The following is a 23,186-nucleotide window of genomic DNA, read 5'->3' as shown; positions in this document are numbered from 1 at the left end:
CGAGTTTATTCACATATTGTTTATTTCACTAGGTGTTCATGAACTCGCGTTGCTCGGTTTTGCGTCACTTTTTGCGGAAACCACGAAGTAGCATGAGTACCTTTTAAAACAAACAATAACGAATAAAAGTGACTAAAGAAAACGTTCTTATAATATATACACCTTCATCCAAAAGTTAAAGGCGAATTCCTTAAGACTACAGCAAGCTTTTTGTTTTTTTGCCCTAAAAAAGTAAACAAAATACCTAACTTTGGCCCATGCAAGAAAAAATTATTATTCTTGACTTTGGTTCGCAGTACACACAGTTGATCGCTCGCCGGGTCAGAGAGCTAAATGTATATTGTGAAATACATCCTTTCAACCATCTTCCAACATTTGACGAGTATGTAAAAGGTGTAATTTTGTCGGGCAGTCCTTCATCTGTTCGTCAGGATGATGCTCCACAAATCAACTTTAATCAATTTCACGGAAAAATTCCGCTATTAGGCGTTTGCTATGGAGCCCAGTATATCGCACAACATTCGGGGGGCGAAGTAACGCCTTCTGAAATCAGAGAATATGGGCGTGCAAACTTACTGTTCGTTAATCAAGAAAGTGCCCTGCTTAAAGGTATTCCTTTAGATTCTCAGGTATGGATGTCACATGGTGATACTATTAAATATGTGCCGGAGGGTTTCGAGATTATCGCGAGTACGGATAAAGTGCAGGTAGCGGCGTATCATATTAAGGATTCTAATACCTATGGTATTCAATTCCATCCCGAAGTGACCCATAGTTTGGACGGAAAAAAGTTGTTGGAGAATTTCGTGCTGAATATCTGTGGCTGCAGCCAGGACTGGACGCCGGATACTTTTATTGAAACAACAATTGCAGAGCTAAAAGATAAACTTCAAAATGACCATGTAATTTTAGCACTATCGGGAGGGGTAGACTCTTCCGTGGCAGCCGTGCTTTTACACCAGGCAATTGGAAAGAACCTGCACTGCATTTTTGTCGATAATGGTTTGCTTCGTAAAGACGAATTCGAACAAGTGCTCGATTCGTATAAACACATGGGATTAAACATCAAAGGTATCGATGCAAAAGCACTTTTCTATGATAAGTTGAAAGGGGTAACCGATCCCGAGAGAAAGCGAAAGATCATTGGCGGTGCCTTTATTGACGTGTTCGACAGTGCAGCGCACGAAGTGCAGCAAGAGCTGCCGGAAGGCGTGGAAGTGAAGTGGTTGGGGCAGGGAACTATTTATCCGGACGTCATTGAATCGGTATCCGTTAAAGGTCCTTCCGCCACCATTAAATCGCATCATAACGTAGGGGGCCTTCCCGATTTTATGAAACTGAAAGTGGTGGAGCCTTTAAATACCCTATTTAAGGATGAAGTGCGACGGGTAGGAGCTGCCTTGGGAATCGATCCACTTATTTTAGGCCGCCATCCTTTTCCGGGACCTGGATTGGGCATACGAATCTTGGGCGAAATTACCGCCGAAAAAGTTAATATCTTACAGCAAGCCGATGCCATTTATATCAGAAACTTACGCGAGTCGGGCTGGTATAATAAAGTTTGGCAGGCCGGTGCTATCTTTTTGCCCGTGCAATCGGTAGGAGTAATGGGGGATGAGCGTACATATGAATACGTTATTGCGCTCAGAGCCGTTGGATCTTTGGATGGGATGACAGCAGACTGGATTCACCTTCCTTATGATCTTTTAGCAAAAATATCAAACGAAATTATTAATCACGTAAAAGGGATAAACCGAGTTGTTTATGATATTAGTTCAAAACCACCGGCTACCATTGAGTGGGAGTAAAATACTGGTTTTTGCACTGCTTTTGAGTGTGCTGGGAGCTTGTTCGCCTAAGGTCCTGAGACCGGGAGGCCGTAAGGAGACAAAAGAACCCACTAAGGAAACGCCGGACAAGAAAGTTAAAGATCGGGAGAAAGAGGCTGTGGAGAAGCGTGCACATTTCAATAATATTGCACTGTTACTACCTTTCCAGTTGGACAAAGTGATCGATTCTGTACCGAATAAACGGGATGTGGAGCGGTCTAGCTTAGCCTTGGATTTTTACCAGGGTTTCAAGTTAGGCTTGGATAACCTTACGTCAAGCGGCGATAATTTTAAACTTGATGTGTTGGACACGCGTGATAATGTTGCTGAGGTCAGAAAAATAGCGGTAGGGAAAAGCATAACAGAGGCCGCATTAGTTGTAGGCCCGGTCTTTCCAACTGAAATCAACGCGTTCAGTGATGTGGCGAATCTTAGCGGTAAATTGCAGATTTCACCCTTGGCGGCTCGTAGCCCCTCTCAATATCAGACAAACAAATTGGTAACGGTAACGCCTCCGATTGACATGCATGCGCAGACCTTGGCAAATTATATTGCTTCGGAATATGAAATCGGAGATCACGTAGTAATATTAAACAATATTGATGAGGATAGTGAAAAGCTCCTCGTTCCTCTTCGTGCAGCACTGGATAAAAAAGAGGTGAAATACAGCGAACTCAACGAATTAAGCGAGATAGAGGCTAGTTTAAATACCGTTGGAAAAAATATAGTTATAAATGCTTCGACTAACCAATTTTTTATTGCTCAGCTGTTGGCAAGTTTAAATAAGTTGAAAACGGAGAGTGCTTATGACATTTCACTTATCGGTCATCCCAACTGGAGTAAGCTGGATTTAAATCCGGAATATTTATCGGCACTTCGTACCTGTATAAGCTCTTCCTATTTTATTGATGAAAAAAAACCGGAAGTACAGCAGTTTAGAAAAGACTATTTTTCGCTCTTTAAAGTGATTCCTTCAGAATTTGCCTTTAAGGGATACGATACCGGCGTATTCTTCGGCCGCTTATTAGCTAAATATCCAACGGATTATGCCGAGAAGCTTGTCAAAGAGAAACATATGGGAGCCTCCATTGGCTTTGAATTCGTACATGATCCAGCGTTAGGTTACATCAATACCAGTGTACGTTTATTGCGCTTTAATGGCCAGTTTTATAGACCCTTTTAGGAAAAATTAATGAATGAAAAACGTCTTTCACAGCAACTAAGAAGCTTTGAACGTCTTTTAGATACCTATGTAAAGGGTAAGGAGCCACTTTCCAGGTTTCTTACCCTTTTTTTTAAGGAAAACCGACAAATGGGATCGAATGATAGGCGTACGCTATCTCGATGGAGCTATAATTATTTTCGGTTAGGTGAGGGGCTACCGGCTTTGCCGGTATTGGAACGTCTAACTATTGCCGAATACCTGTGCTGCACGGAAAGCGATGTCGTGGCTCTGTTAGATCCTGCTTTGAGTCATACAATAACAGAGACGATTGATGGAAAATTACTTCTATTAGCCAATCGTTTTTCTTTTGATGTTCATGAGGTTTTTCCTTTGATAGCGCACGTCTCAGTAGATTTGGATACCGGTCTTTTCCTAAAGAGTCTGTTTCGACAGCCCAAGCTTTTTTTAAGGCTTCGTCCGGGAGCTGAAAGCATTGTCTTAAAGTGCTTAGAACGTAACCAAATCAATTATGAGCGAATCGGGCGGTCGTGCCTTGCGCTGGAAAATGGGACGAAGCTTGATCAGTATGAAGAACTTCGTGGGATGTATGAGGTGCAAGATCGATCGTCGCAGCAAACCGGCGACTATTTTGAGGCGAAAGCGGGTGAAAAATGGTGGGATGCATGTGCCGCTTCGGGAGGAAAATCGCTCTTGTTAATGCAAACTTACCCAGGGGTCAATTTATTAGTGAGCGATGTTCGATCCAGCATATTGAGAAATTTGGATGAACGTTTTGAGAAAGCAGCCATTAAGGATTATCGGAGAAAAATTATTGATCTTACCAAAGATCCGTCCATTATTCTTGGGAACGATACTTTCGATGGTATTATATTGGATGCGCCGTGCTCAGGGTCGGGAACTTGGGGTAGGACCCCGGAAATGATGCAACAGTTTAGCGAGGGGAAGTTGCGTTATTTTGTTGATTTACAGCGGCGTATTTTGCAAAATGTTATACGACATTTGAAAGTGAATAAGCCCTTAATCTATATTACTTGTTCTGTATATGGAGCGGAAAATGAAGAACAAGTCGCTTTTGCAGAAAAATTAGGTTTGCGCCTTGAGCGGGCGACGCTCTTAAAAGGGTATGAAAACCGGGCGGATACCATGTTCGTTGCCCGGCTCATTAAAAATCCGTTGTAACTTACTAAACGTCTTCGGTTGCAATTTGCCGGGCCTTATTGGTTAGCTTACCAATTGTTAAACCCTGTACAAGGATGGAGAAAAGAACAACATAGTAAGTAATCGAAAGCAATAAATCTTTATTCAAATGGCTATCTATAGAGAGTGCCAACGCTACGGATACACCACCTCTTAAACCTCCCCACACAAGAATGGTAATCGTTGCCCTATTAAATTTAGTCTTCATCGGAATGATATTAACCGGCAGCCATATCGAAACAAAGCGAGCTAGCAAAACCATTGCGATGCTTATTATACCGATCAACCAATAGTCACCAATATTCGTTATAAGAATGAGTTCAAAGCCAATAATCAGGAATAATATGGCATTCATGATTTCATCGATTAATTCCCAGAACTTATCTAAATAATCTTTAGACACTTCGCTTAGCGCAAAGCTGCGTCCGTAGTTTCCAACCACTAACCCGGAGGCTACCATAGCTAAGGGGCCGGACATATGTATCGCACTTGCCACCAGGTGGCCACCCATTACCACCGCAAGGGTAATCAGAACTTCCACTTTATAATTGTCGATTTTTCCTATTGTTTTAGAGGCGATATAACCTAGTAGTAATCCCAGTGCTACACCGCCAAGCGCTTCTTTCGCGAGCAACCAGGAGATGCTACCGAACGATAAATCTACATCTTCACCTTGCGCAAGCTGTAACATAATAATGAAAACTACAACAGCAATCCCATCATTGAAGAGGGATTCACCGGCAACTTTTGTCTCCAATGATTTGGGAACACCTGCTTGTTTTAAAATACCTAAAACGGCTATTGGATCAGTTGGTGAGATCAGTGCGCCAAAGAGTAAACATTGAATGAGCGGTATTCCCATGTGTAACCATTGCAAGATGTAAAATAACATAAAGCCGACGGCAAAAGTAGAGATGATAACACTTACAGTAGAAAAGACCATTACCGGCGCCTTTTGCTCTTTCAAGTCACTTAACCGGATATGGATTGCCCCGGCAAATAATAAAAAATTTAACATCGCTCCCATGAGCACTTCTGTAAAATCAACGGAGGAGATAAAGGTGGAGAATTCCTGAAAGGTATGAGGGAAAATCTTGTCGGTCAGAATAAGACCCAATGATACCAAAAGGGCAATCACCATAACGCCAATAGTAGAAGGCAGTTTTAAAAACCGTTCGTTTATATAAGAGAAAACGGCTGAAAGGACGATAAGTACAGAGAATGAGTAGTATAATTCCATATAAAATTCGGTTTTCCCGTAAAATACGAATTTTTCCCCTGCTTAGCAAGTTGAAGTAGCTAGTAGTGAGTAGGGAATAGTTAGTAGTGAGCTAGTAGGGAGTAGGGAGTAGGGGACAGTTAATAGTGAGGGTCGTGGCAGTCGGTTTGTAATAGTGGCAGTAGCAGTAACACTGGCGAAAGCCGATAGCCGAGCGCTGAAAACAAGTTGTAGAATCGCTACGGAGGCAGGCTTTTTACTTTTTACTTTTGACTTTTGACTTTTGACTTTTGACTTTTTACTTTTGAATTTACAATCCTGTATTGCTTCTGAAAAGTTTGATAGCAATAGCCAGCAGGATTACTCCGAAAGCTTTTCTTAACACAGCTAATCCCGTACGCCCCAAAAGCTTTTCCAAGCGATATGTGTTTTTTAATACAATATAAATGATAGCTATGTTAATCAGTATGCCGACAATGATATTCTGTGTGGCGTATTCTGATTTAAGAGAGAGAATGGTGGTCATGGTTCCGGCTCCGGCGATCAGCGGGAAGGCTAAAGGCACGATGGAAGCCGTTTCAAAGCTGTCATCCTTAAAGAAAGTCATCCCTAGAACCATTTCCATAGCAATAAAGAAAATAACCAATGAGCCGGCAATTGCAAAAGAAGCAACATCAATTCCGATAAGCTTCAGCATACTTTCACCTATGAAGAGAAAAGCGATCATGAGTACCATGGCCACAATGCTTGCTTTTCCTGATTCAATTTTTCCTGCTTTTTGACGGAGATCAATAATAATCGGAATGGATCCTAATATATCGATGATCGCAAAAAGGATCATCGTAACAGACGCAATTTCCTTAATGTTGAAAAACATGTTTTTGGTTTTATAAATCAAACTTATATAAAACTTGGTTTATATCCAATGGCTATATTTTCCTGCCGTAATTGAATCGAATATTTAGCTGACCGGATTGTTAGAGAACGTTTAAGTTGCCCATTTGATGTACGGCGATGCAACACAAAAGCAGGCGTTGGCTATTTACGATTTCCTTATTCACAATAAAAGGGCCGGCCGGCCCTTTTATTTATGGAGTGTTATCACGTTCAGCTGCCAGTCGTGCAAGGCTATGTGATTTACTATAACCGAAATAGATGATAATACCCAACGCCATCCAGATCGCTAAACGCTCCCAGCTTTCTATGGGAAGGCCAGCCATCATCGTAACACAAATAATAATACCCAAGATTGGAATGAGGGGTACAAGCGGCGTTTTAAAAGGCCGATCTAACTGTGGGTCTTTTTTTCTAAGTATAATTACACCAATGCAGACAAGCGTGAAAGCAAATAATGTCCCTATACTTACCATATGGCCTAAATCAGAAACAGGTACAAAACCGGCAAAAATACTGACGAAGACCATGAAAAGTAAATTAGATTTCCATGGTGTTTGGTTTTTAGAGAGATCAGAGAAGAACTTTGGCAATAAACCGTCTTTACTCATGCTATAAAATACGCGGCTCTGTCCCAGTAACATCACCAGAATAACGGAAGTATAGCCGGCCAGAATCGCTATCATTAACGCTAAATTCAAAAATGTATAGCCGGTTTTAGCAAACGCTGTAGCTACAGGTTTTGCATCACCTTCAAAAGCAGTATAATGTTCCAATCCTGTCATCACATAAGAAAATGCCACATATAATAGTGTACAGACAAGTAATGAACCGATAATACCGATAGGCATTCCTTTTTGAGGATTTTTAGCTTCTTGTGCCGCAGTACTGACGGCATCGAATCCAATAAATGCGAAGAATACAACACCTGCACCTCTTAGCACACCGCTAATGCCAAAATGCCCAAAGTCGGGGCTACTAAAAAAGTCGAAGAAACCTATTTTGCCGGCTTTTAAAGCTTCCTCTCCGGCATTTGCAGGGATAAAAGGACTGTGGTTTGCCGGGTTGATAAACTTCCAGCCTAAGGCGATAAATATTAATACAACCGCTATTTTCACGATCACAAGAAGGTTGTTCACAAAAGAAGATTCCTGTGTTCCTCGCATCAATAAGAGCGATAAAAGACATACGATGACGATAGCCGGGATATTGATCATACCACCTTCCCATGGGCCATGCAAGAGAGAAGCAGGCAGGTGGATGCCGATTTCGGCTAAAAATTGAGAAAAATATTGCGACCAGCTTACCGATACGGTTGCTGCGGCCAAGGCATATTCCAGGACAAGGTCCCAACCGATAATCCAGGCAATAAACTCACCCATGGTAGCATAAGAATAGGTATAAGCGCTCCCGGCAACCGGAATCATAGATGCAAATTCAGCATAACATAAACCGGCAAAGCCGCACCCGATAGCTGCAATGATAAACGAAAGTATAACAGCCGGTCCGGCATTATCCGCAGCCGCAATGCCCGTCAGTGAAAAAAGTCCCGCACCGATGATAGCGCCAACTCCTAAAGCTACTAGATGATAACTTGATAAGGTTCGTTTTAAGGTGCCTTCTCCACTTTCTTGTGCTTCCTTAATCAGTGAGGGGATCGATTTTTTATAAAACATAAATGTGGTTTTTACTTTGTGGTTGTGTGAATTGTATTTATTGTTAAAATATGGTGTGATTTTGCTAAAATAATGTAATGTTTGGGTGATTTGATGTCTTTTTTACTTAAAATCATTATCTTTTATTAAAAGAAAGTCAAACCTACAACTTTTATTTGAGAAACAAAGAAGGCGCTAAGTTATTTTAGCGCCTTCGAAGGGTTATAGGTCGTATTTTTGTGTATTTGTTACATTCTGTCGGCTGGTTGCCGTCTGAAAGGCTTCTGTTTTTGGCTTTGCTTGTTTACTGCTAATCGTATGTTTGTTAACATTGATATGAGGAGCGATGATAAGTGATACAATTGACATCAATTTAATTAAAATATTCATTGACGGACCGGAAGTGTCTTTGAAAGGATCTCCCACAGTATCGCCCGTAACAGATGCTTTATGAGGTTCTGATTTTTTATAATAAATTTCGCCGTTAATATGAGCGCCTTTTTCGAAAGACTTTTTGGCATTGTCCCAGGCGCCACCTGCATTGGACTGAAACATTCCCATGAGGACACCTGAAACCGTGACGCCCGCTAACAAGCCTCCCAATACTTCCGGACCAAAACTGAAACCAACTACAATCGGCACAATAAGAGCAATGGCGCCGGGTAACATCATTTCCCGGATCGAGGCTTTGGTCGAAATTTCAACGCATCGGTTATACTCGGGTTTGGCCTTATATTCCATGATTCCAGGTATTTCCCTAAATTGCCTTCTAACCTCTTGTACCATATCCATGGCGGCCCTGCCTACGGCTGAGATACACAAGGCTGAAAAGATAAAAGGAATCATACCGCCAACAAATAAGCCGGCAAGCACATCGGCTTTGTAAATATCTATCTGATCGATGCCGGCAATTCCAACGAAAGCGGCAAATAAAGCTAAAGAGGTTAGGGCGGCAGAGGCAATGGCGAAACCTTTACCGGTTGCTGCGGTGGTATTTCCGACGGCATCCAGGTTATCGGTCCTGCCGCGCACTTCCTCCGGAAGTTGGCTCATCTCAGCAATCCCCCCTGCATTGTCGGCGATGGGTCCGAAGGCATCGATAGCTAGTTGCATAGCTGTGGTCGCCATCATGCCCGCCGCCGCTATTGCAACCCCGTATAAGCCGGCAAAATGGTAAGATCCGTAAATGCCTGTGGCTAAGACAAGAATAGGAAGAACAGTAGATTCCATCCCTACTGCTAAACCTGCAATAATATTGGTTGCATGACCGGTCGATGATTGTTGAACAATAGATCTTACCGGCCTTTTGGACATGGCCGTATAATATTCAGTGATAATACTCATGAGTGCCCCTACAATCAAACCAACAACGATGGCTAAATAAGTGTCGGTTTTGGTGAATTCAAATCCCCGGATAACCATTGTGTCCGGTAATAACCAGTTTACCGCGAAAAAAGATGCGATCGCTGTCAATACAATGGAGCTCCAGTTGCCCACATTTAGTGCCTTTTGTACATTTCCGTTTTCGTTGGAGATCTTTACCAAAGATGCACCGACGATGGAAAATAATAGGCCTAGGCCCGCAATGAGCATGGGTAGCAGAATTGGTGCAATGCCGCCGAAATTATCATCGGAGACAATTTCTCTTCCTAAGACCATCGTAGCAAGGATGGTAGCCACATAAGAACCAAATAAGTCGGCTCCCATGCCCGCCACATCGCCCACATTATCGCCTACATTATCGGCAATGGTTGCAGGGTTCCTTACGTCGTCTTCCGGAATGCCCGCTTCTACTTTTCCGACAAGGTCTGCGCCCACATCGGCGGCTTTGGTATAGATGCCGCCTCCAACACGTGCAAATAGCGCAATAGATTCGGCCCCTAGAGAAAATCCTGCCAATACTTCCAATGCTCTCTCCATCTCTAGCCCATTGATGTCGCCATTTGTATTGATAACGTAAATGGTATAAAAGACAATAAATAGAGAACCAAGACCTAAGACGGCTAAACCGGCTACGCCAAGTCCCATAACCGTACCACCGGTAAAAGACACTTTCAAGGCTTTTGCCAAACTCGTGCGAGCCGCCTGTGTAGTCCGTACATTGGCTTTCGTTGCAATATTCATCCCGATGTAGCCGGCAAAAGCCGACGTAACCGCTCCAATCACAAATGAGACTGCGATAACCCAACTGGAATACGGACTTAAGGTGCCCGACCACGCTAATAATATACCTGCAATAACGACAAAATAAGACAATATCTTCCATTCGGCCTTTAAAAATGCCATGGCACCATTCGCAATATGACCGGCTAATTCCTGCATGGTTGAATCACCTGCATCCTGCCTGCTGACCCATCTTGATTTGCCGATCATGACCAAAATTCCTATAAGCCCTAACATCGGTATGATGTAAATTAAATTACTGTGTAGAAAATCCATAATTTCAATTGAGTTTATAATGTATCTAAAGGTTTTATCTAAATGGCTCCGTTACCCAACGTAAGGTAAAATAATTCGCTGAAACCGAGATGTAAATAATATTGACACAGAAGGCAATCATTATTTACTCGAGCTCTCAGCAGCAAATACAAATAAAAATAATTCGCTGAAACCGAGATGTAAATAATATTGACACAGATGGCAATCATTATTTACTCGAGCTCTCAGCAGCAAATACAAATAAAAATAATTCGCTGAAAATAAACAGGGTTATCGAGATAATCAAATTTATTTTTTTAAAAAATCACAAAAATATTTTTCTACATTCGTTTTGAATAACCCGAAGCCACGATGAATCAAGCACAATCCGAAAATCATATGAAAAAAGAGTTAGGCCTATTAGATGCGACCATGTTGGTGGTTGGATCCATGATAGGCTCAGGCATATTTATTGTTAGCGCCGATATTGTACGTCAGGTTGGAAGTGCCGGATGGTTGATTATTATATGGCTGCTTACCGGTGCCATTACGCTTACGGCAGCCTTAAGCTATGGTGAACTTTCTGCCATGTTCCCCAAGGCCGGAGGGCAATATGTTTATCTTCGGGAGGCCTATAATCGACTGATTGCTTTTCTGTACGGTTGGGCTTTGTTTGCCGTTGTTCAAACAGGGACCATTGCAGCGGTTGGTGTTGCGTTCGCTAAATTTACGGCTTACCTTTTTCCGGCGGTAAGTGATGAGCACATCTTATATCAGTATAATATATTTCAGTTAAATGCGGCCCAAATCACAGCAATTGCCGTGATTGTCTTGCTCACATGGCTTAATACAAGAGGCGTAAAAAATGGTAAGATTTTGCAAACAGTGCTTACCATCGTTAAGATACTCTCTTTAGGGGGATTGACTATCCTGGGATTGATAACTGCTTTTAAATCGGAAATATGGAATTTGAACTGGACAGATGCCTGGACGCCTAAAACATGGGATTTCAGTGGCGAGATGTTTGTCAATATCAGCGGAGCCGCACTTTTTGCAGCAATTGTATCAGCGATGGTGGGTTCTTTGTTTTCCAGTGATGCCTGGAACAATGTGACATTCATAGCAGGGGAAATAAGAAATCCTGAACGCAATATAGGGTTAAGCCTTTTTTTAGGCACATTGATCGTGACAGTTATCTATGTGTCTACCAATGTCATGTATTTAGCTACGGTTTCTTTACAGGATATCGCTTTTGCACCGGCTGATCGCGTCGCTGTCGTGGCTTCTCATGCCATTTTCGGCAATGTCGGTACCGTCGTAATCGCTGTTATGATTATGATTTCGACTTTTGGCTGCGACAACGGACTCATATTATCCGGAGCACGCGTTTACTATACCATGGCAAATGATGGTGTTTTTTTTAAGCAAGCAGGAAAGCTGAACAGGTTCGAAGTACCTGGCTGGGGGCTATGGGCTCAATGCGTTTGGGCTTCGGCACTCTGCTTGACAGGTAAGTATGGCGACTTATTGAACTATGTGATTTTTGTCGTATTGATCTTCTATGCGTTAACGATCATCGGCGTATTTATTCTTCGTAAGAAACGCCCTGATATACCCCGGACCTATAAAGCCTTTGGGTATCCGGTGCTTCCTGCTATTTACGTCATAGCTGCGTTCTCAATTTGTATCGGACTGCTAATTTACCAGCCCACCTTTACTTGGCCGGGACTGATTATTGTATTGATGGGCATTCCTGTATATTATTTAATTGGGAATAAAAACTAATCAAAAATGTTGAGAAGACTGCAAAGGCATTTTGGCTTTCACAGAAGAGAGTTGAACGGCATTTCCGGTTTACTTTTTTTAATCGTGGTTATATGGCTGATTCCACTTCTGTACAGTATGTTTTATGAACCGGATAGTCCCCGTATCGAAGTCTTGGAAGCAGACTGGAAGGATGTGGAGATTGACCGCTCCGAAGAGCTTGGCGCACAAGCATCAAAGCAAGAGGCCGTCGCACATTATTTCAAATTCGATCCGAATGATCTGCCAATAATCAAGTGGCAACAGCTGGGACTTAAAGAACGCCAAATTAAGAATATTAAGAATTTTGAGGCGAAGGGAGGCCGTTTTAGGAAAAAAGATGACCTACTTAAAATATATACAATTTCACAGGATGATTATAAACGTCTCGAACCCTATATAACTATCAAAAGCGTAGAGACAGCAACGCGATCTCAAAATGATTTCTCTATTCGTCATCCTATAGAAAAAACACCTACCTCCGGCAAGGTGCAGATCAAACTTTCCGTGTTGGATTTAAACAAGATAGACAGCCTTTCCTTGCTTCCCTTGCCTGGAATTGGACCGGTGTTCGCCTCGCGCATCATTCGTTACCGCGATTTATTAGGCGGTTTCTATTCAGTTTCGCAACTTCGGGAGGTATATGGAATGGATACAATAAGATACCAACAAATTGAACCCTATTTAAAAGTTGATAGTACCGATGTAAAACGCATCGCGATTAACAGCATAAGTCTTGACGAGTTACGGAAGCATCCTTATATCAAAGCGAAGTATGCACGGCTGATCGTCGCTTATAGAAATCAACACGGTAACTATAAAGACTTGGAAGATTTATCACGAATTCCTGTATTCGATGGGAAATATTTGCGTAAAATTGCACCCTATATAATATTTGATCAATGATTGACAATCTGCTGAAAGCTACTATTCGAGATATTGTAGATTTTCCCAAGCCCGGTATCGTATTCAAAGATATTACCCCAATACTAAAAAGTGCCCATCTGTGTAATCTCGTGATTGAGGAGTTTGCAACACGCTTAAAAGAGGTACCCTTTGATATAGTCGCCGGCATTGAAAGTAGGGGCTTTTTGTTCGGTTTGATGTTGGCAAATCATCTAGGAATACCGTTCGTTCCGATAAGGAAGGAGGGGAAATTACCTGCTCAAACAACCAAACAATCCTACGATCTGGAATACGGTTCAGCTACTATAGAGATGCATACCGATGCTTTTGAACCAGGCGCTCGCGTTTTGATTCATGACGATTTGCTGGCAACCGGGGGAACGGTAGTCGCTGCTAGTAAGCTGATTCAGCAACTTGGTGGAATAATAGCAGGATATAGTTTTGTAATAAGTTTAGATTTTTTAAACGGGAGACAACGTCTCTTGCCCTATAGCAATCAGCTTATCTCCCTTGTTAGTTATTAATTATTAGTTGAGTTGTTGAATAGTTAAGTCGTTGAATAGTGGTTACAGCTCGCTACTTAACGGCTTCCAAACTTATCTACTAGCAGCTTTCGAAGTTGGCTTTCGGCTTTCGGAAATCAGTTTTCGGTCGCACCAGCCTTCTCATTATCACATGGGGTAACCGACCGTAGGAAGCTCATGAGTGCCGAAAAAAGCAAACACTTACAGATAATTGGCTCATTGGCTAATTATCAAGCTATAAGCCATAGGCAATAAGCTTTAAGCACGACTTAACGATCAACCTAACCAGCTAATTGGCTCATTATCATATCGGCTAACCGACCGTAGGAAGCTCATGAGTGCCGAAAAAGAAAACACTTACGAATAATTAACTACTTTCCTACTCAACTATTTCCTTATTTAACGACTTCCCAACTTAACTACTCAGCAACCCTACAACGCTTTTCCCGTTAATGTAATTTTAGAGGTAATCTTCATAGGAATCTTCATCCCCTGTGCGGAGATGTCACCACTGATTTGTTGATTTATTGTGCTCGAGTTGATAAGACCAGTGGAGCTGTCCACTTGAACCTTGCCATCCTGAGTCCCTGTAAGGTTGATTTGCATATTGCCCAAAGGGCTTTCAGAGTCGAGAGGGCTTAATTTAATCGTCGAATATACTGAAATATCAGCTTGTTTTCCATTGATGGCGGTTAAGGTGTATTGGTTTTGCAGGTCCATCTCCATCATACCGGCCATTGGCATTTTGAAGTCTTTCTGCCAGCTTTCATTGGGTTGAATTTCTTTGTTTGGGTAGATATTTAATGAGACATTCATCATGTTCATGAAAGCCGAATCACTAAATTGCTGTTTCAACAACTGTTGCGTGCTTGCTTCTCCACCAATGGAATTCAAAACATCCTGCATGCCTTCGACTTTCGTCACTTCGCCTTCGGGACTTAAATACATAACAAAGCTTTTGCCGACCATTTTTCCAACTGCTTTTAGCGGGCTTTCCGGATTGTCTGTACGCTTTGAGTCGAAATGAAAGCTTCCTTGAGGTGTTTCCATGTTGATTGCCATCGTTTGATAAGTGCTCTTGATTTTCATACCCTGAGTATTGCTCTCAACCACTTCATAGATATAGTCTACCTGCGTTTGTTGCTTGATGTCCATCTGATTTCCCATCACTTCCTGATTGACGAGTTGGTCAATGCTGGTGCTAAAAAGATAAGACGCACCTTTTTTTAGGTTCATCTTTAATAGCACGGATTGTTTGCCTTGTTCTTCTGCTGTTTTATTATGGGCTTTTACAATGGTTAAGGCAGATAATAAGAGTAAGAATATGGAAATTTTCTTTATCATTTTGATTGCATTAAATGTGTTTAACGAATATAAGACACGTGTTTAGAAAGAATGTTACGAAAATCTCTCCTAAACGCTGATCAATTGTTAAGAGTGGATAGTAAAGTATTGCTGCACTAGTAACCCTTACGTATCACGCAAAACTTATAACTTACAACTTAATACGATTCTAAACGAATAGGCTTTGATTTTATACCAAATACTGTTTTGTTATTTTTAAATATTGATTTTATATTCTTTTTTAAGATATAATTTGGTTATTATTGTATATTACCATATTATAAATTATTATGCTTGAAAATAGAGAAACATCTTATTTCTCGTCGGACCATCAATCCATGATTCGGGAAATGGTACGTGACTTTGCACAAAAAAATATTCTTCCACATGTTATGGAATGGGACGAAGAGCAGATTTTTCCTCGCGAATTGTTTGGTCAAATGGGGGCTTTGGGACTAATGGGGGTATTGGTGCCTGAGCATTACGGCGGGGCTGGACTCGGTTATCACGAATATGTTGATGTAATAGTCGAAATTGCGCGTGTGTGTGGAGGGATCGGCCTTTCCCTGGCAGCGCATAATTCACTCTGCACAGGACACCTGCTTGCTTTTGGAAATGAAGAGCAAAAGGCCCGCTGGTTGCCGAAGCTAGCTTCGGGGGAATGGATCGGTGCTTGGGGGCTCACTGAGGCGAATACAGGGTCTGATGCATTAAATATGCTTACGACTGCTGTTTTAGAGGGCGACCATTATGTTATTAATGGAACCAAAAATTGGATTACCCACGGAAAGAGCGGGGATATTGCGGTGGTGATGGCCCGTACGGGTAATAAAGGTGAGTCAGGTGGAATTTCTGCGTTCATGATCGAAAAGGGTACACCTGGCTTTACGCATGGGAAAAAAGAAAATAAGTTGGGGATGCGTGCATCCGAAACAACTGAACTTATTTTAGACAATGTTCGTGTACCAAAAAGCAATTTATTGGGCCTGGAGGGAGAGGGTTTTAAGCAAGCGATGAAGGTATTGGATGGCGGACGAATATCAATAGCGGCTCTAGCCTTGGGAATTGCCAAGGGGGCACTGGATGCAGCTATCGCATATAGTCAGCAACGCCATCAATTCGGACAGCCAATAGCAAATTTCCAAGCGATATCGTTCAAAATAGCGGATATGGCTACTGAAGTAGAAGCGGCTGAACTCTTAATACAAAGAGCTGCAGAATGGAAGAACAAGGGAATCCCTGTAACGAAAGCTTCCGCTATGGCTAAATATTATGCCTCTGAAGTGGCTGTGAAGGTTGCTACAGAAGCCGTTCAGATTTTTGGTGGATATGGATACACCAAGGATTTTCCAGTGGAAAAGTTTTACCGGGACGCGAAACTTTGTACGATAGGAGAAGGTACTTCCGAAATACAAAAAATGGTCATTTCCAGAGAAGTGCTCCGAGCTGGAAAAAGCGATTAAAAATCATGATTGCTGTATTGGATAAAAAAATGGCGGTAACGAATAATTGCAAAACCATGACGGAAGTCACTTTGTATTATATATGTAAATAATTCTGTTCTTTTGTTATTTTTTTAAGAAAATGTAATCGGATGGTGTTATTTTTGCAAACCATAGATTGAAATGACTAAAAGTAACAAAAACACCATTCAAGAAAAGGATGCTGTATTGATAGGTGCGGGAATCATGAGCGCTACCTTGGGCATCATGTTAAACCAGATTCAGCCAGAAGCTAGTATAGAGGTTTTTGAACGTTTAGACGAAGTAGCAGCGGAAAGTTCAGATGCGTGGAACAATGCAGGGACCGGACACTCTGCCCTGTGTGAATTAAACTATACGCCACAATTACCGGACGGTTCCGTCGAAATTAAAAAAGCCATTAATATTGCAGAACAATTTGAAGTCTCAAAAGAATTTTGGGCGCAATTGATAAGCAAGGGAGTTCTGAAGAATCCGGCTCAATTTATAAGAAGTGTGCCTCATATGAGTTTTGTCTGGGGAGATGCTAATGTCTCTTACCTTCGAAAGAGATATGAGACAATGAAGGATCATCATCTTTTTAGAGGAATGGAATATTCCGAGGATCAGCTTACCATCAAGGAATGGATTCCTTTGATTATGGAAGGTAGAAGCCCTGATCAACCGGTTGCAGCTACAAAAATGGATATTGGTACGGATGTCAATTTCGGAGCACTTACTCGTTGTCTATTTGAATATTTAAAGAAGCAGCCTAATTTTAAACTTCGTTTAGCTCATGAGGTGCGCGATTTAGAGCGTTTATCGGATGGTAGGTGGAAGATTGAAGTGAGGAATAGCACAACCAAGCGTAAACGCACGGTTATTGCAAAGTTTGTATTTATCGGTGCTGGTGGAGGTGCTTTGCCTTTACTCGAGAAATCAGATATTAAAGAAGGGAAAGGCTTCGGTGGCTTCCCGGTAAGCGGTCAATGGCTTCGATGCACCAACCCGGACGTCATCGCTCAACATGAAGCGAAAGTTTATGGAAAGGCAGCGGTTGGATCTCCACCGATGTCTGTTCCGCATCTCGATACACGTATCATCGATGGTAAGAAGGCCTTACTTTTCGGTCCTTACGCTGGCTTTTCCACAAAGTTCCTTAAAAATGGATCATGGTTGGATTTACCGGCTTCCATCAAGATTAATAATATTAGACCGATGCTGGCGGCAGGACTGGATAACCTGAAGCTGACTAAATATTTAATAGATCAGGTTAGACAATCACCGGACGATAGAATAGAGGCGCTGCGGGAATACGTGCCGACGGCTCGTAAAGAAGATTGGGAATTAGAAATAGCCGGACAGCGTGTACAGGTTATTAAAAAAGATCCGGTGCACGGCGGCGTGCTCGAATTCGGTACCGAGGTGGTAAGCAGTGCAGACGGTTCTATTTCTGCTCTACTTGGTGCTTCTCCCGGTGCATCAACCTCAGTTTCTATTATGATCAAACTGTTGCAAAAATGCTTCCCCGAACAAGTCAAAACTTGGGAACATAAATTTAAAGAGATGATCCCATCTTACGGTAAATCGTTAGCTACTGATGCAAAATTGGCCGGTGAAACCCGGAGGAGAAGCAGTGAAATATTAGAGCTACAACAGCTAGTCGAAGAAAATATTTAGTATTATTTAATAAAAAGAAACGGGCCGAAAGATCTTTCGGCCCGTTTCTTTTTTATATTTGATTGTCCGTTAATGAACAATTAATGTTCATTAACGGACAACGTCTAAATGAAATAGTTGTTTGAGAGGGAGTAAGGTCGATTTCTGAATTTGGCAACGCTATTGCTGCATGGTGGATGATAAATGAACTGCTTGGCTGCCGCTCAAAAGGATATGGGTAAATAAGCGCAGTCGGCATAGGCAAGCAAACTTCATTACCTTTTAAAGACGGATTATTCGAATGAAAATCAATATTAGGACAATACGTGATTATTGTTTAATTTTAGATAATAATTAATACTAACCGGTTTGACAGCAAAAATACTAAAACAACAACACCTTAGAAAAGCTATTCTAAGGCAACTATATTATAATGGTGCCTTATCGCTGGCCGATTTATGTACGATGACATCTAAAAGTTTACCCGTTGTGTCATCGTCTGTATTAGCACTATTGGAAGAAAGATATATTGTTGAGTATGGATTAGCTCCTTCAACAGGAGGAAGGCGCCCAATTACCTATCTTTTGAACCGGGAAAAAAACAGTTTTATTTTAGCGGTAGCTGTTGATCAGCTTGAAACACGGATCTGTATATTTAATCTCGGAAATGAGCTTGTTCAACCCATAAAATCCTTTCGCTTAGAAATTTCGCAGAATCCGATCGCAATTGATAATCTTGTTGCCTGTATCAAGCAAGTTCTTACGGAAAGCAAGCTGCCGGCTGATCAGATTTTAGGTGTAGGAATTGCCATGCCCGGTGTATACAATATGAAGGAGGGGATTAATCATACGTTTTTCCCTGATCATCAGCATTTGCCAAAACATTTAAGCAGAAAGCTGGGACTCCCTGTTTATGTTGACAATGATTCACGTGCTATTGCGATGGCTGAATTAAACTTTGGCACGGCTAAAGGTTATAAAGATGTAATGGTAGTCAACATCGGCTGGGGTATCGGATTGGGCATGATTGTAGATGGCGCGCTTTTTAGTGGGCATAACGGTTACGCCGGGGAGTTTAGCCATATCCCTTTGGCAAATAGTAATAACCTATGTTCCTGCGGCAAACGCGGATGCTTGGAAGTGGATGCCTCCCTGTTGGTTTTAGTTGAAAAAGCGAAGAGAGAGATGATGATAGGCGCAAAGTCTAAATTGGAACAACTTTTTCAGGACGATCATAATCTTTCTGGCGAACATTTATTGAATGCAGCGAGATCGGGTGACCCCTTGGCGGTTTCTCTACTTGCTGAGGGCGGCTTTATGATTGGCAAAGGTCTGGCAACACTGATTCATATCATGAATCCCGAACGAATTGTGTTAAGTGGACGAGGTGCAGCGGCCGGTAAGATATGGTTGGCTCCGATTCATCAAGCAATTAACGAGTTCTGCATTCCCAGATTATCGGAACAAACCACCATTGCCGTGTCTGACTTGTCTAAAGAAGTGCAGCTGCTGGGAGCAGCAGCCCTAGTTGTTGAGCAATGTGACTTTTAATACCAAAGCATATTCTCTTTCAAACCTATTTCAAAGTCAACTAAATCAGCTGGGATTCAGCGATTCGCATTTAATATTTTAAACTCGAAACCGACCGATGGCGAAGGTAATCGCCGCACTGGCCGAACTGAATCTGCGCATGTGAAAATCTGTGTATCTTTGGCAAGAAATTTGCTACAACAGGACAAAATACATCTGGTGGATGTAAAAAAATTAGTTTAAAAACAAAATTATTTATTATGAGAAATCGATTTTTATCTTTATTAACTGTTTTTTTATTTGTATTCTTAGCACAGGAATCCAAAGCGCAATACCGCAATGCCTTGGGTTTAGGTATTGATTTAGGGGATGGACGTACTTTGGTTGGACCGCAATTAAAGCATTTTTTTAACTCAAAAGATGCTGCTAATGTGCAAGTTTTATTTGCCGATAACCATGTGTTGCTTGGAGCGGATTATTCGTATAACCAAGCGATTAGCGGAGCGAGAGGGCTTAACTGGTATATCGGTGTAGGTCCGCAACTAAGCTTTATTGACCAGGGACCGTTTGGTAATAAAACGTATTTTGCCATCCGCCCTGCTTTAGGCTTGGAATATAAAGTGCCTTCTGCTCCTTTAGCTTTCCATTTTGATTGGAAACCTTGGTGGAACCTAACGGACGAGTCGGATTTTGAACCTTCCCGTTTCAGTATTGGGTTTAAGTATACTTTTAACTAAAAAAGTGAAAAAAAATAAAAGGCCATTCTTCTTTGATGGCCTTTTTTAATGACAGCATGTCCGTAATAGCCAGCTGTGATTTTTTATGCATATACCTGGAAATAATTTGTAGTTATAACCTGAATCATTATCTTTGCCGACACAAATGTTTGGGGGTTTAGCTCAGCTGGCTAGAGCGCTTGCATGGCATGCAAGAGGTCACCGGTTCGACTCCGGTAATCTCCACTAATTAAATCCCGCTCTGGCGGGATTTTTATTAACCATGTATTATACCCCGTAGCCTCTATCGGGCAAACTTGATAAACACTATATCGGGCATTTAGAGGCTTTTGCCAACTTGTACCATGCATTATTTTTCAGTAAAAAATAACAAGATGTTCATTATATTCGTTTCTAGTAATTGTTAACGGGTATAAAGCCTAATGCATCAAATATGATTAGTCTCAGGAAACAGCTCGCTCTCATTGTTATCGTATTTTTACTGCCGTATTCATCCATTTTCTATGGCTGTCAGCATAAGTCGAATCCACCAAGTAAATCCGATGTTCTGCACGTTAATGAACAAAGGCCGTTTGTAATTGAGCACGTCAATTTAATTCCAATGACTTCGAAAAATGACGTCATTCATAATGCTACTGTTGTCGTCAGTGATAATAAGATTATATCGATTAACGGAACGGTACCCGATTCTGCTTATGTTATAAATGGGAGAGGAAAATGGTTGATGCCTGGTCTTATTGATATGCATGTTCATAACTTGGCAAGTACTGGCTTCGGAAAGAATTATCCTACCAAAGCGGCAAATTTTTTTATAGAGACGCAAGACTTCATGTTGCTGCATGTTGCCAATGGAGTGACCACGACATTTGAATTGAACGGACGGGCTGAACATTTCGGACAGAGAAATGAGATCGTACAAGGAAAAGCTATCGGTCCGCGGGTTGCCTTAGCCGCTTTGATCGACGGTGGTAATGCAAGCGGTATGATTGCGAATACACCTTCTGACGGACGTCAAATTGTCCGTGTTGCAAAAGGGCTCGGGTATGAATTTATTAAAGTATATTCAAGTCTTGATACCGAAACTTTTAAAGCCATAGTTGCCGAAGCAGCGAAGGAGGGAATGAAGGTGGTAGGACACATTCCTGATGCTTTTAAAGGTAGGCTGCAGGAGGCCTTTGTTCCTAATTTTGATTTGGTTGCCCACGCAGAAGAATTCGCTAAACAGAGCGAGGATTTTAGTGATAGGGATGCCGCTCGTTTTGCGAAGCTTGCAAAAAAAAATGGTACATGGCTATCTCCAACCCTGATAACCATGGTGCGTATTGCGCAACAAGCCCGCACATTGGATAGCGTTCGCAATTTACCATATCTATCATACGTTCATCCGTTAGTACAAAGCAAATGGTTAACCGCTAATCAATATAATCGTGATACCAATCCCGGACGTGTTGCATATTTCGACAAATTGGTCAAGTTTCACGATAGGCTTGTAAAAGCATTTGTACGAGAAGGAGTCCCTATCCTTGCGGGTACAGATGCGGGTACGTCAGGTGTTGTATGGGGATATGCCCTACATGACGAACTGGAACTGTTGGTTAAGGCCGGTCTGACACCGCAGGAAGCATTGGCTTCGGCAACAAGACTTCCGGCAACCTGGCTGCAAATCGATGATAAAATTGGCACCATTGAGGCGGGTAAATTTGCAGACCTTGTTTTGCTTGACGCCAGTCCCTTGGAAAATATAGCGAATACCCGAAAAATTGCAGGAGTTTTTTTTAATGGCAGATGGATTGGTAAACAATCCATCGATAGTTTACTTTCGGATCTTTCTAGGCGAAACCTCGTAAATAAGGAAAAATTTGATTGGCAAAAAAGAAACGATCAATAAGTAAAAATGATGATTACTTAAACAAACAACGCCTAAAAACAATTCAAAAATCCTACTGTTACGTTATAAATCAAAACTTGTATCTTAATGAAAGCAATTACAATAACTGGCTTTTCAGTAATACTCTCTTTCTTTTTATTCGCAGCTTGCAATAACAGTAAAACAACAGATCAGACTAATGAAACCGATGCTGCCGACATTGATAAATCAACCACCTCAGTGGCACCACTTGAGGACAATAGAGATTCCATTAATCTACAACTGATTAATGGGGAGGCGGCCCAAGAAGCCAGGATGGAAAAGGGAAAACATGTGGTATTTTCATTTAATGTAAAAAACCTTGGAAAGTTATCCGCTTCTGTTAAACCCGGCGAACCCAATGGAAATGTTCGTATTGCTCAGATCTTTCTTCCTAATAATGTAGCAGACGGGCCTTTTGGCCCAACCATGGAGTATAACATAAAAGAACCCGGAGTCTACCGTATCGTTGTTAGCGAAAATCAAATGGCAGGTGAACCCTATAATGGCCCTTTTACTTTTTCATTGAAAATAACGCCACGATAACTAATGCCGGTGTTGCGTCATATTGGTTAACTTTTCGACAATTGGTGTGTTGTTACCCGATATGTCATATCGGCCGTCATTATAATCGATACGAGCAACCTCATTCTTTAAGTTGTCAAAGACAATGAACGATTGTTTGTCATAAGTGGTGGAATAGCCCGTCCATTCATGGTCTATTTCATGGGCCCATTTTGCAAATCTTTCTAACATAACAGTAATTTGATCAATAATTTTTACGTTTCGCCCCCTTCACTATCTACTATTGTCTAAAACAAGAAGTAGCGCAAAAAGTTTAGCCTTCCATCGAATTGTTGTTGTAGGTGCAGGTGATTTTATCTATGTTTGAGCAAAAAGTTATAGTTTTTTTAACAGC

At 41.6% G+C, this 23,186-nt stretch carries 18 protein-coding genes and 1 tRNA gene; 13 read left to right on the top strand and 6 right to left on the bottom strand.

Going from position 1 to position 23,186, the window contains the following annotated elements:
- Nucleotides 1-257 precede the first annotated feature (257 nt).
- Genes guaA through M1D52_RS19910 form a run of 3 tightly spaced genes read left to right on the top strand, consistent with a single transcriptional unit; the run spans nt 258 to nt 4,194 of the window.
- Complete coding sequence (gene guaA / locus M1D52_RS19920) at nt 258-1,808, top strand: glutamine-hydrolyzing GMP synthase (RefSeq protein ID WP_013665516.1); 1,551 nt, start codon at nt 258-260, stop codon at nt 1,806-1,808.
- Complete coding sequence (locus tag M1D52_RS19915) at nt 1,765-3,012, top strand: ABC transporter substrate-binding protein (RefSeq protein WP_013665517.1); 1,248 nt, start codon at nt 1,765-1,767, stop codon at nt 3,010-3,012. The genes guaA and M1D52_RS19915 overlap by 44 nt, the downstream gene beginning before the upstream one ends.
- Before the next feature lie 9 nt (nt 3,013-3,021).
- On the top strand, nt 3,022-4,194 hold the full coding sequence (locus M1D52_RS19910) for an RsmB/NOP family class I SAM-dependent RNA methyltransferase (RefSeq protein ID WP_437393183.1): 1,173 nt from the start codon (nt 3,022-3,024) through the stop codon (nt 4,192-4,194).
- Nucleotides 4,195-4,198: 4 nt separating this feature from the next.
- Here M1D52_RS19910 and M1D52_RS19905 read toward each other — a convergent pair whose 3' ends face one another.
- From M1D52_RS19905 to M1D52_RS19890, 4 genes are all read right to left on the bottom strand, one after another.
- Nucleotides 4,199-5,452, bottom strand: coding sequence for a cation:proton antiporter (locus M1D52_RS19905; RefSeq protein WP_130856388.1), 1,254 nt, complete (start codon nt 5,450-5,452; stop codon nt 4,199-4,201).
- 289 nt (nt 5,453-5,741) lie between these two features.
- The gene (locus M1D52_RS19900; protein ID WP_013665520.1) at nt 5,742-6,308 is read right to left on the bottom strand and encodes a MarC family protein; all 567 of its coding nucleotides are present in this window, start codon (nt 6,306-6,308) and stop codon (nt 5,742-5,744) included.
- 211 nt (nt 6,309-6,519) lie between these two features.
- Nucleotides 6,520-8,001 carry an amino acid permease gene (locus M1D52_RS19895; protein ID WP_013665521.1) on the bottom strand — a complete coding sequence of 494 codons (1,482 nt, stop codon included), beginning with the start codon at nt 7,999-8,001 and terminating at the stop codon, nt 6,520-6,522.
- 201 nt (nt 8,002-8,202) lie between these two features.
- Nucleotides 8,203-10,419, bottom strand: a complete 2,217-nt coding sequence (locus tag M1D52_RS19890; protein ID WP_437393184.1) for a sodium-translocating pyrophosphatase — start codon at nt 10,417-10,419, stop codon at nt 8,203-8,205.
- A gap of 378 nt (nt 10,420-10,797) precedes the next feature.
- On the opposite strand from M1D52_RS19890, the gene M1D52_RS19885 reads away from it, so the two are divergent.
- Genes M1D52_RS19885 through M1D52_RS19875 form a run of 3 tightly spaced genes read left to right on the top strand, consistent with a single transcriptional unit; the run spans nt 10,798 to nt 13,631 of the window.
- On the top strand, nt 10,798-12,183 hold the full coding sequence (locus tag M1D52_RS19885) for an APC family permease (protein WP_198140335.1): 1,386 nt from the start codon (nt 10,798-10,800) through the stop codon (nt 12,181-12,183).
- 6 nt (nt 12,184-12,189) lie between these two features.
- The gene (locus M1D52_RS19880) at nt 12,190-13,107 is read left to right on the top strand and encodes a helix-hairpin-helix domain-containing protein (protein WP_437393185.1); all 918 of its coding nucleotides are present in this window, start codon (nt 12,190-12,192) and stop codon (nt 13,105-13,107) included.
- Nucleotides 13,104-13,631: an adenine phosphoribosyltransferase gene (locus M1D52_RS19875; RefSeq protein ID WP_437393186.1), complete on the top strand. Its 528-nt coding sequence runs from the start codon at nt 13,104-13,106 to the stop codon at nt 13,629-13,631. Before M1D52_RS19880 ends, M1D52_RS19875 begins: the two co-directional genes overlap by 4 nt.
- Before the next feature lie 432 nt (nt 13,632-14,063).
- On the opposite strand, the gene M1D52_RS19870 is transcribed toward M1D52_RS19875, so the two are convergent.
- Nucleotides 14,064-14,975, bottom strand: coding sequence for a DUF6263 family protein (locus tag M1D52_RS19870; RefSeq protein ID WP_437393187.1), 912 nt, complete (start codon nt 14,973-14,975; stop codon nt 14,064-14,066).
- A gap of 290 nt (nt 14,976-15,265) precedes the next feature.
- On the opposite strand from M1D52_RS19870, the gene M1D52_RS19865 reads away from it, so the two are divergent.
- The 7 genes from M1D52_RS19865 (at nt 15,266) to M1D52_RS19835 (ending at nt 22,813) form a co-directional block, all read left to right on the top strand.
- The gene (locus M1D52_RS19865; RefSeq protein WP_437393188.1) at nt 15,266-16,438 is read left to right on the top strand and encodes an acyl-CoA dehydrogenase; all 1,173 of its coding nucleotides are present in this window, start codon (nt 15,266-15,268) and stop codon (nt 16,436-16,438) included.
- A gap of 162 nt (nt 16,439-16,600) precedes the next feature.
- On the top strand, nt 16,601-18,115 hold the full coding sequence (locus tag M1D52_RS19860) for a malate:quinone oxidoreductase (RefSeq protein ID WP_149105313.1): 1,515 nt from the start codon (nt 16,601-16,603) through the stop codon (nt 18,113-18,115).
- Nucleotides 18,116-18,463: 348 nt separating this feature from the next.
- Nucleotides 18,464-19,645 (top strand): ROK family protein, encoded by a 1,182-nt coding sequence (locus tag M1D52_RS19855; protein ID WP_130856395.1) that lies wholly within the window; start codon nt 18,464-18,466, stop codon nt 19,643-19,645.
- A 239-nt stretch (nt 19,646-19,884) separates the two neighbouring features.
- Nucleotides 19,885-20,361, top strand: a complete 477-nt coding sequence (locus M1D52_RS19850; protein WP_377612634.1) for a hypothetical protein — start codon at nt 19,885-19,887, stop codon at nt 20,359-20,361.
- 151 nt (nt 20,362-20,512) lie between these two features.
- Nucleotides 20,513-20,586 (top strand) — tRNA-Ala (locus M1D52_RS19845).
- Nucleotides 20,587-20,962: 376 nt separating this feature from the next.
- Nucleotides 20,963-22,249 carry an amidohydrolase family protein gene (locus tag M1D52_RS19840; protein ID WP_437393189.1) on the top strand — a complete coding sequence of 429 codons (1,287 nt, stop codon included), beginning with the start codon at nt 20,963-20,965 and terminating at the stop codon, nt 22,247-22,249.
- A gap of 87 nt (nt 22,250-22,336) precedes the next feature.
- Complete coding sequence (locus M1D52_RS19835; RefSeq protein WP_013665532.1) at nt 22,337-22,813, top strand: hypothetical protein; 477 nt, start codon at nt 22,337-22,339, stop codon at nt 22,811-22,813.
- Here the strand turns inward: M1D52_RS19835 and M1D52_RS19830 are convergent, their stop codons facing one another.
- Nucleotides 22,814-23,023, bottom strand: a complete 210-nt coding sequence (locus tag M1D52_RS19830; protein ID WP_013665533.1) for a hypothetical protein — start codon at nt 23,021-23,023, stop codon at nt 22,814-22,816.
- Between the last annotated feature and the right edge of the window lie 163 nt (nt 23,024-23,186).

The organism is Olivibacter sp. SA151 (genome assembly GCF_054130995.1).
Note: the sequence above shows the minus strand (reverse complement) of the source record. Positions and strands in the feature narration are given on the sequence as shown.

Bases quoted from the DNA above. Each gene is read 5' to 3' on its own strand.
- M1D52_RS19910 (WP_437393183.1), top strand. From the start codon at position 3,022: ATGAATGAAAAACGTCTTTCACAGCAACTAAGAAGCTTTGAACGTCTT.
- guaA (WP_013665516.1), top strand. From the start codon at position 258: ATGCAAGAAAAAATTATTATTCTTGACTTTGGTTCGCAGTACACACAG.
- M1D52_RS19885 (WP_198140335.1), top strand. From the start codon at position 10,798: ATGAAAAAAGAGTTAGGCCTATTAGATGCGACCATGTTGGTGGTTGGA.
- M1D52_RS19835 (WP_013665532.1), top strand. From the start codon at position 22,337: ATGAAAGCAATTACAATAACTGGCTTTTCAGTAATACTCTCTTTCTTT.
- M1D52_RS19840 (WP_437393189.1), top strand. From the start codon at position 20,963: ATGACTTCGAAAAATGACGTCATTCATAATGCTACTGTTGTCGTCAGT.
- M1D52_RS19905 (WP_130856388.1), bottom strand. From the start codon at position 5,452: ATGGAATTATACTACTCATTCTCTGTACTTATCGTCCTTTCAGCCGTT.
- M1D52_RS19870 (WP_437393187.1), bottom strand. From the start codon at position 14,975: ATGATAAAGAAAATTTCCATATTCTTACTCTTATTATCTGCCTTAACC.
- M1D52_RS19860 (WP_149105313.1), top strand. From the start codon at position 16,601: ATGACTAAAAGTAACAAAAACACCATTCAAGAAAAGGATGCTGTATTG.
- M1D52_RS19830 (WP_013665533.1), bottom strand. From the start codon at position 23,023: ATGTTAGAAAGATTTGCAAAATGGGCCCATGAAATAGACCATGAATGG.
- M1D52_RS19895 (WP_013665521.1), bottom strand. From the start codon at position 8,001: ATGTTTTATAAAAAATCGATCCCCTCACTGATTAAGGAAGCACAAGAA.
- M1D52_RS19865 (WP_437393188.1), top strand. From the start codon at position 15,266: ATGCTTGAAAATAGAGAAACATCTTATTTCTCGTCGGACCATCAATCC.
- M1D52_RS19850 (WP_377612634.1), top strand. From the start codon at position 19,885: ATGAGAAATCGATTTTTATCTTTATTAACTGTTTTTTTATTTGTATTC.
- M1D52_RS19875 (WP_437393186.1), top strand. From the start codon at position 13,104: ATGATTGACAATCTGCTGAAAGCTACTATTCGAGATATTGTAGATTTT.
- M1D52_RS19890 (WP_437393184.1), bottom strand. From the start codon at position 10,419: ATGGATTTTCTACACAGTAATTTAATTTACATCATACCGATGTTAGGG.
- M1D52_RS19915 (WP_013665517.1), top strand. From the start codon at position 1,765: ATGATATTAGTTCAAAACCACCGGCTACCATTGAGTGGGAGTAAAATA.
- M1D52_RS19880 (WP_437393185.1), top strand. From the start codon at position 12,190: ATGTTGAGAAGACTGCAAAGGCATTTTGGCTTTCACAGAAGAGAGTTG.
- M1D52_RS19900 (WP_013665520.1), bottom strand. From the start codon at position 6,308: ATGTTTTTCAACATTAAGGAAATTGCGTCTGTTACGATGATCCTTTTT.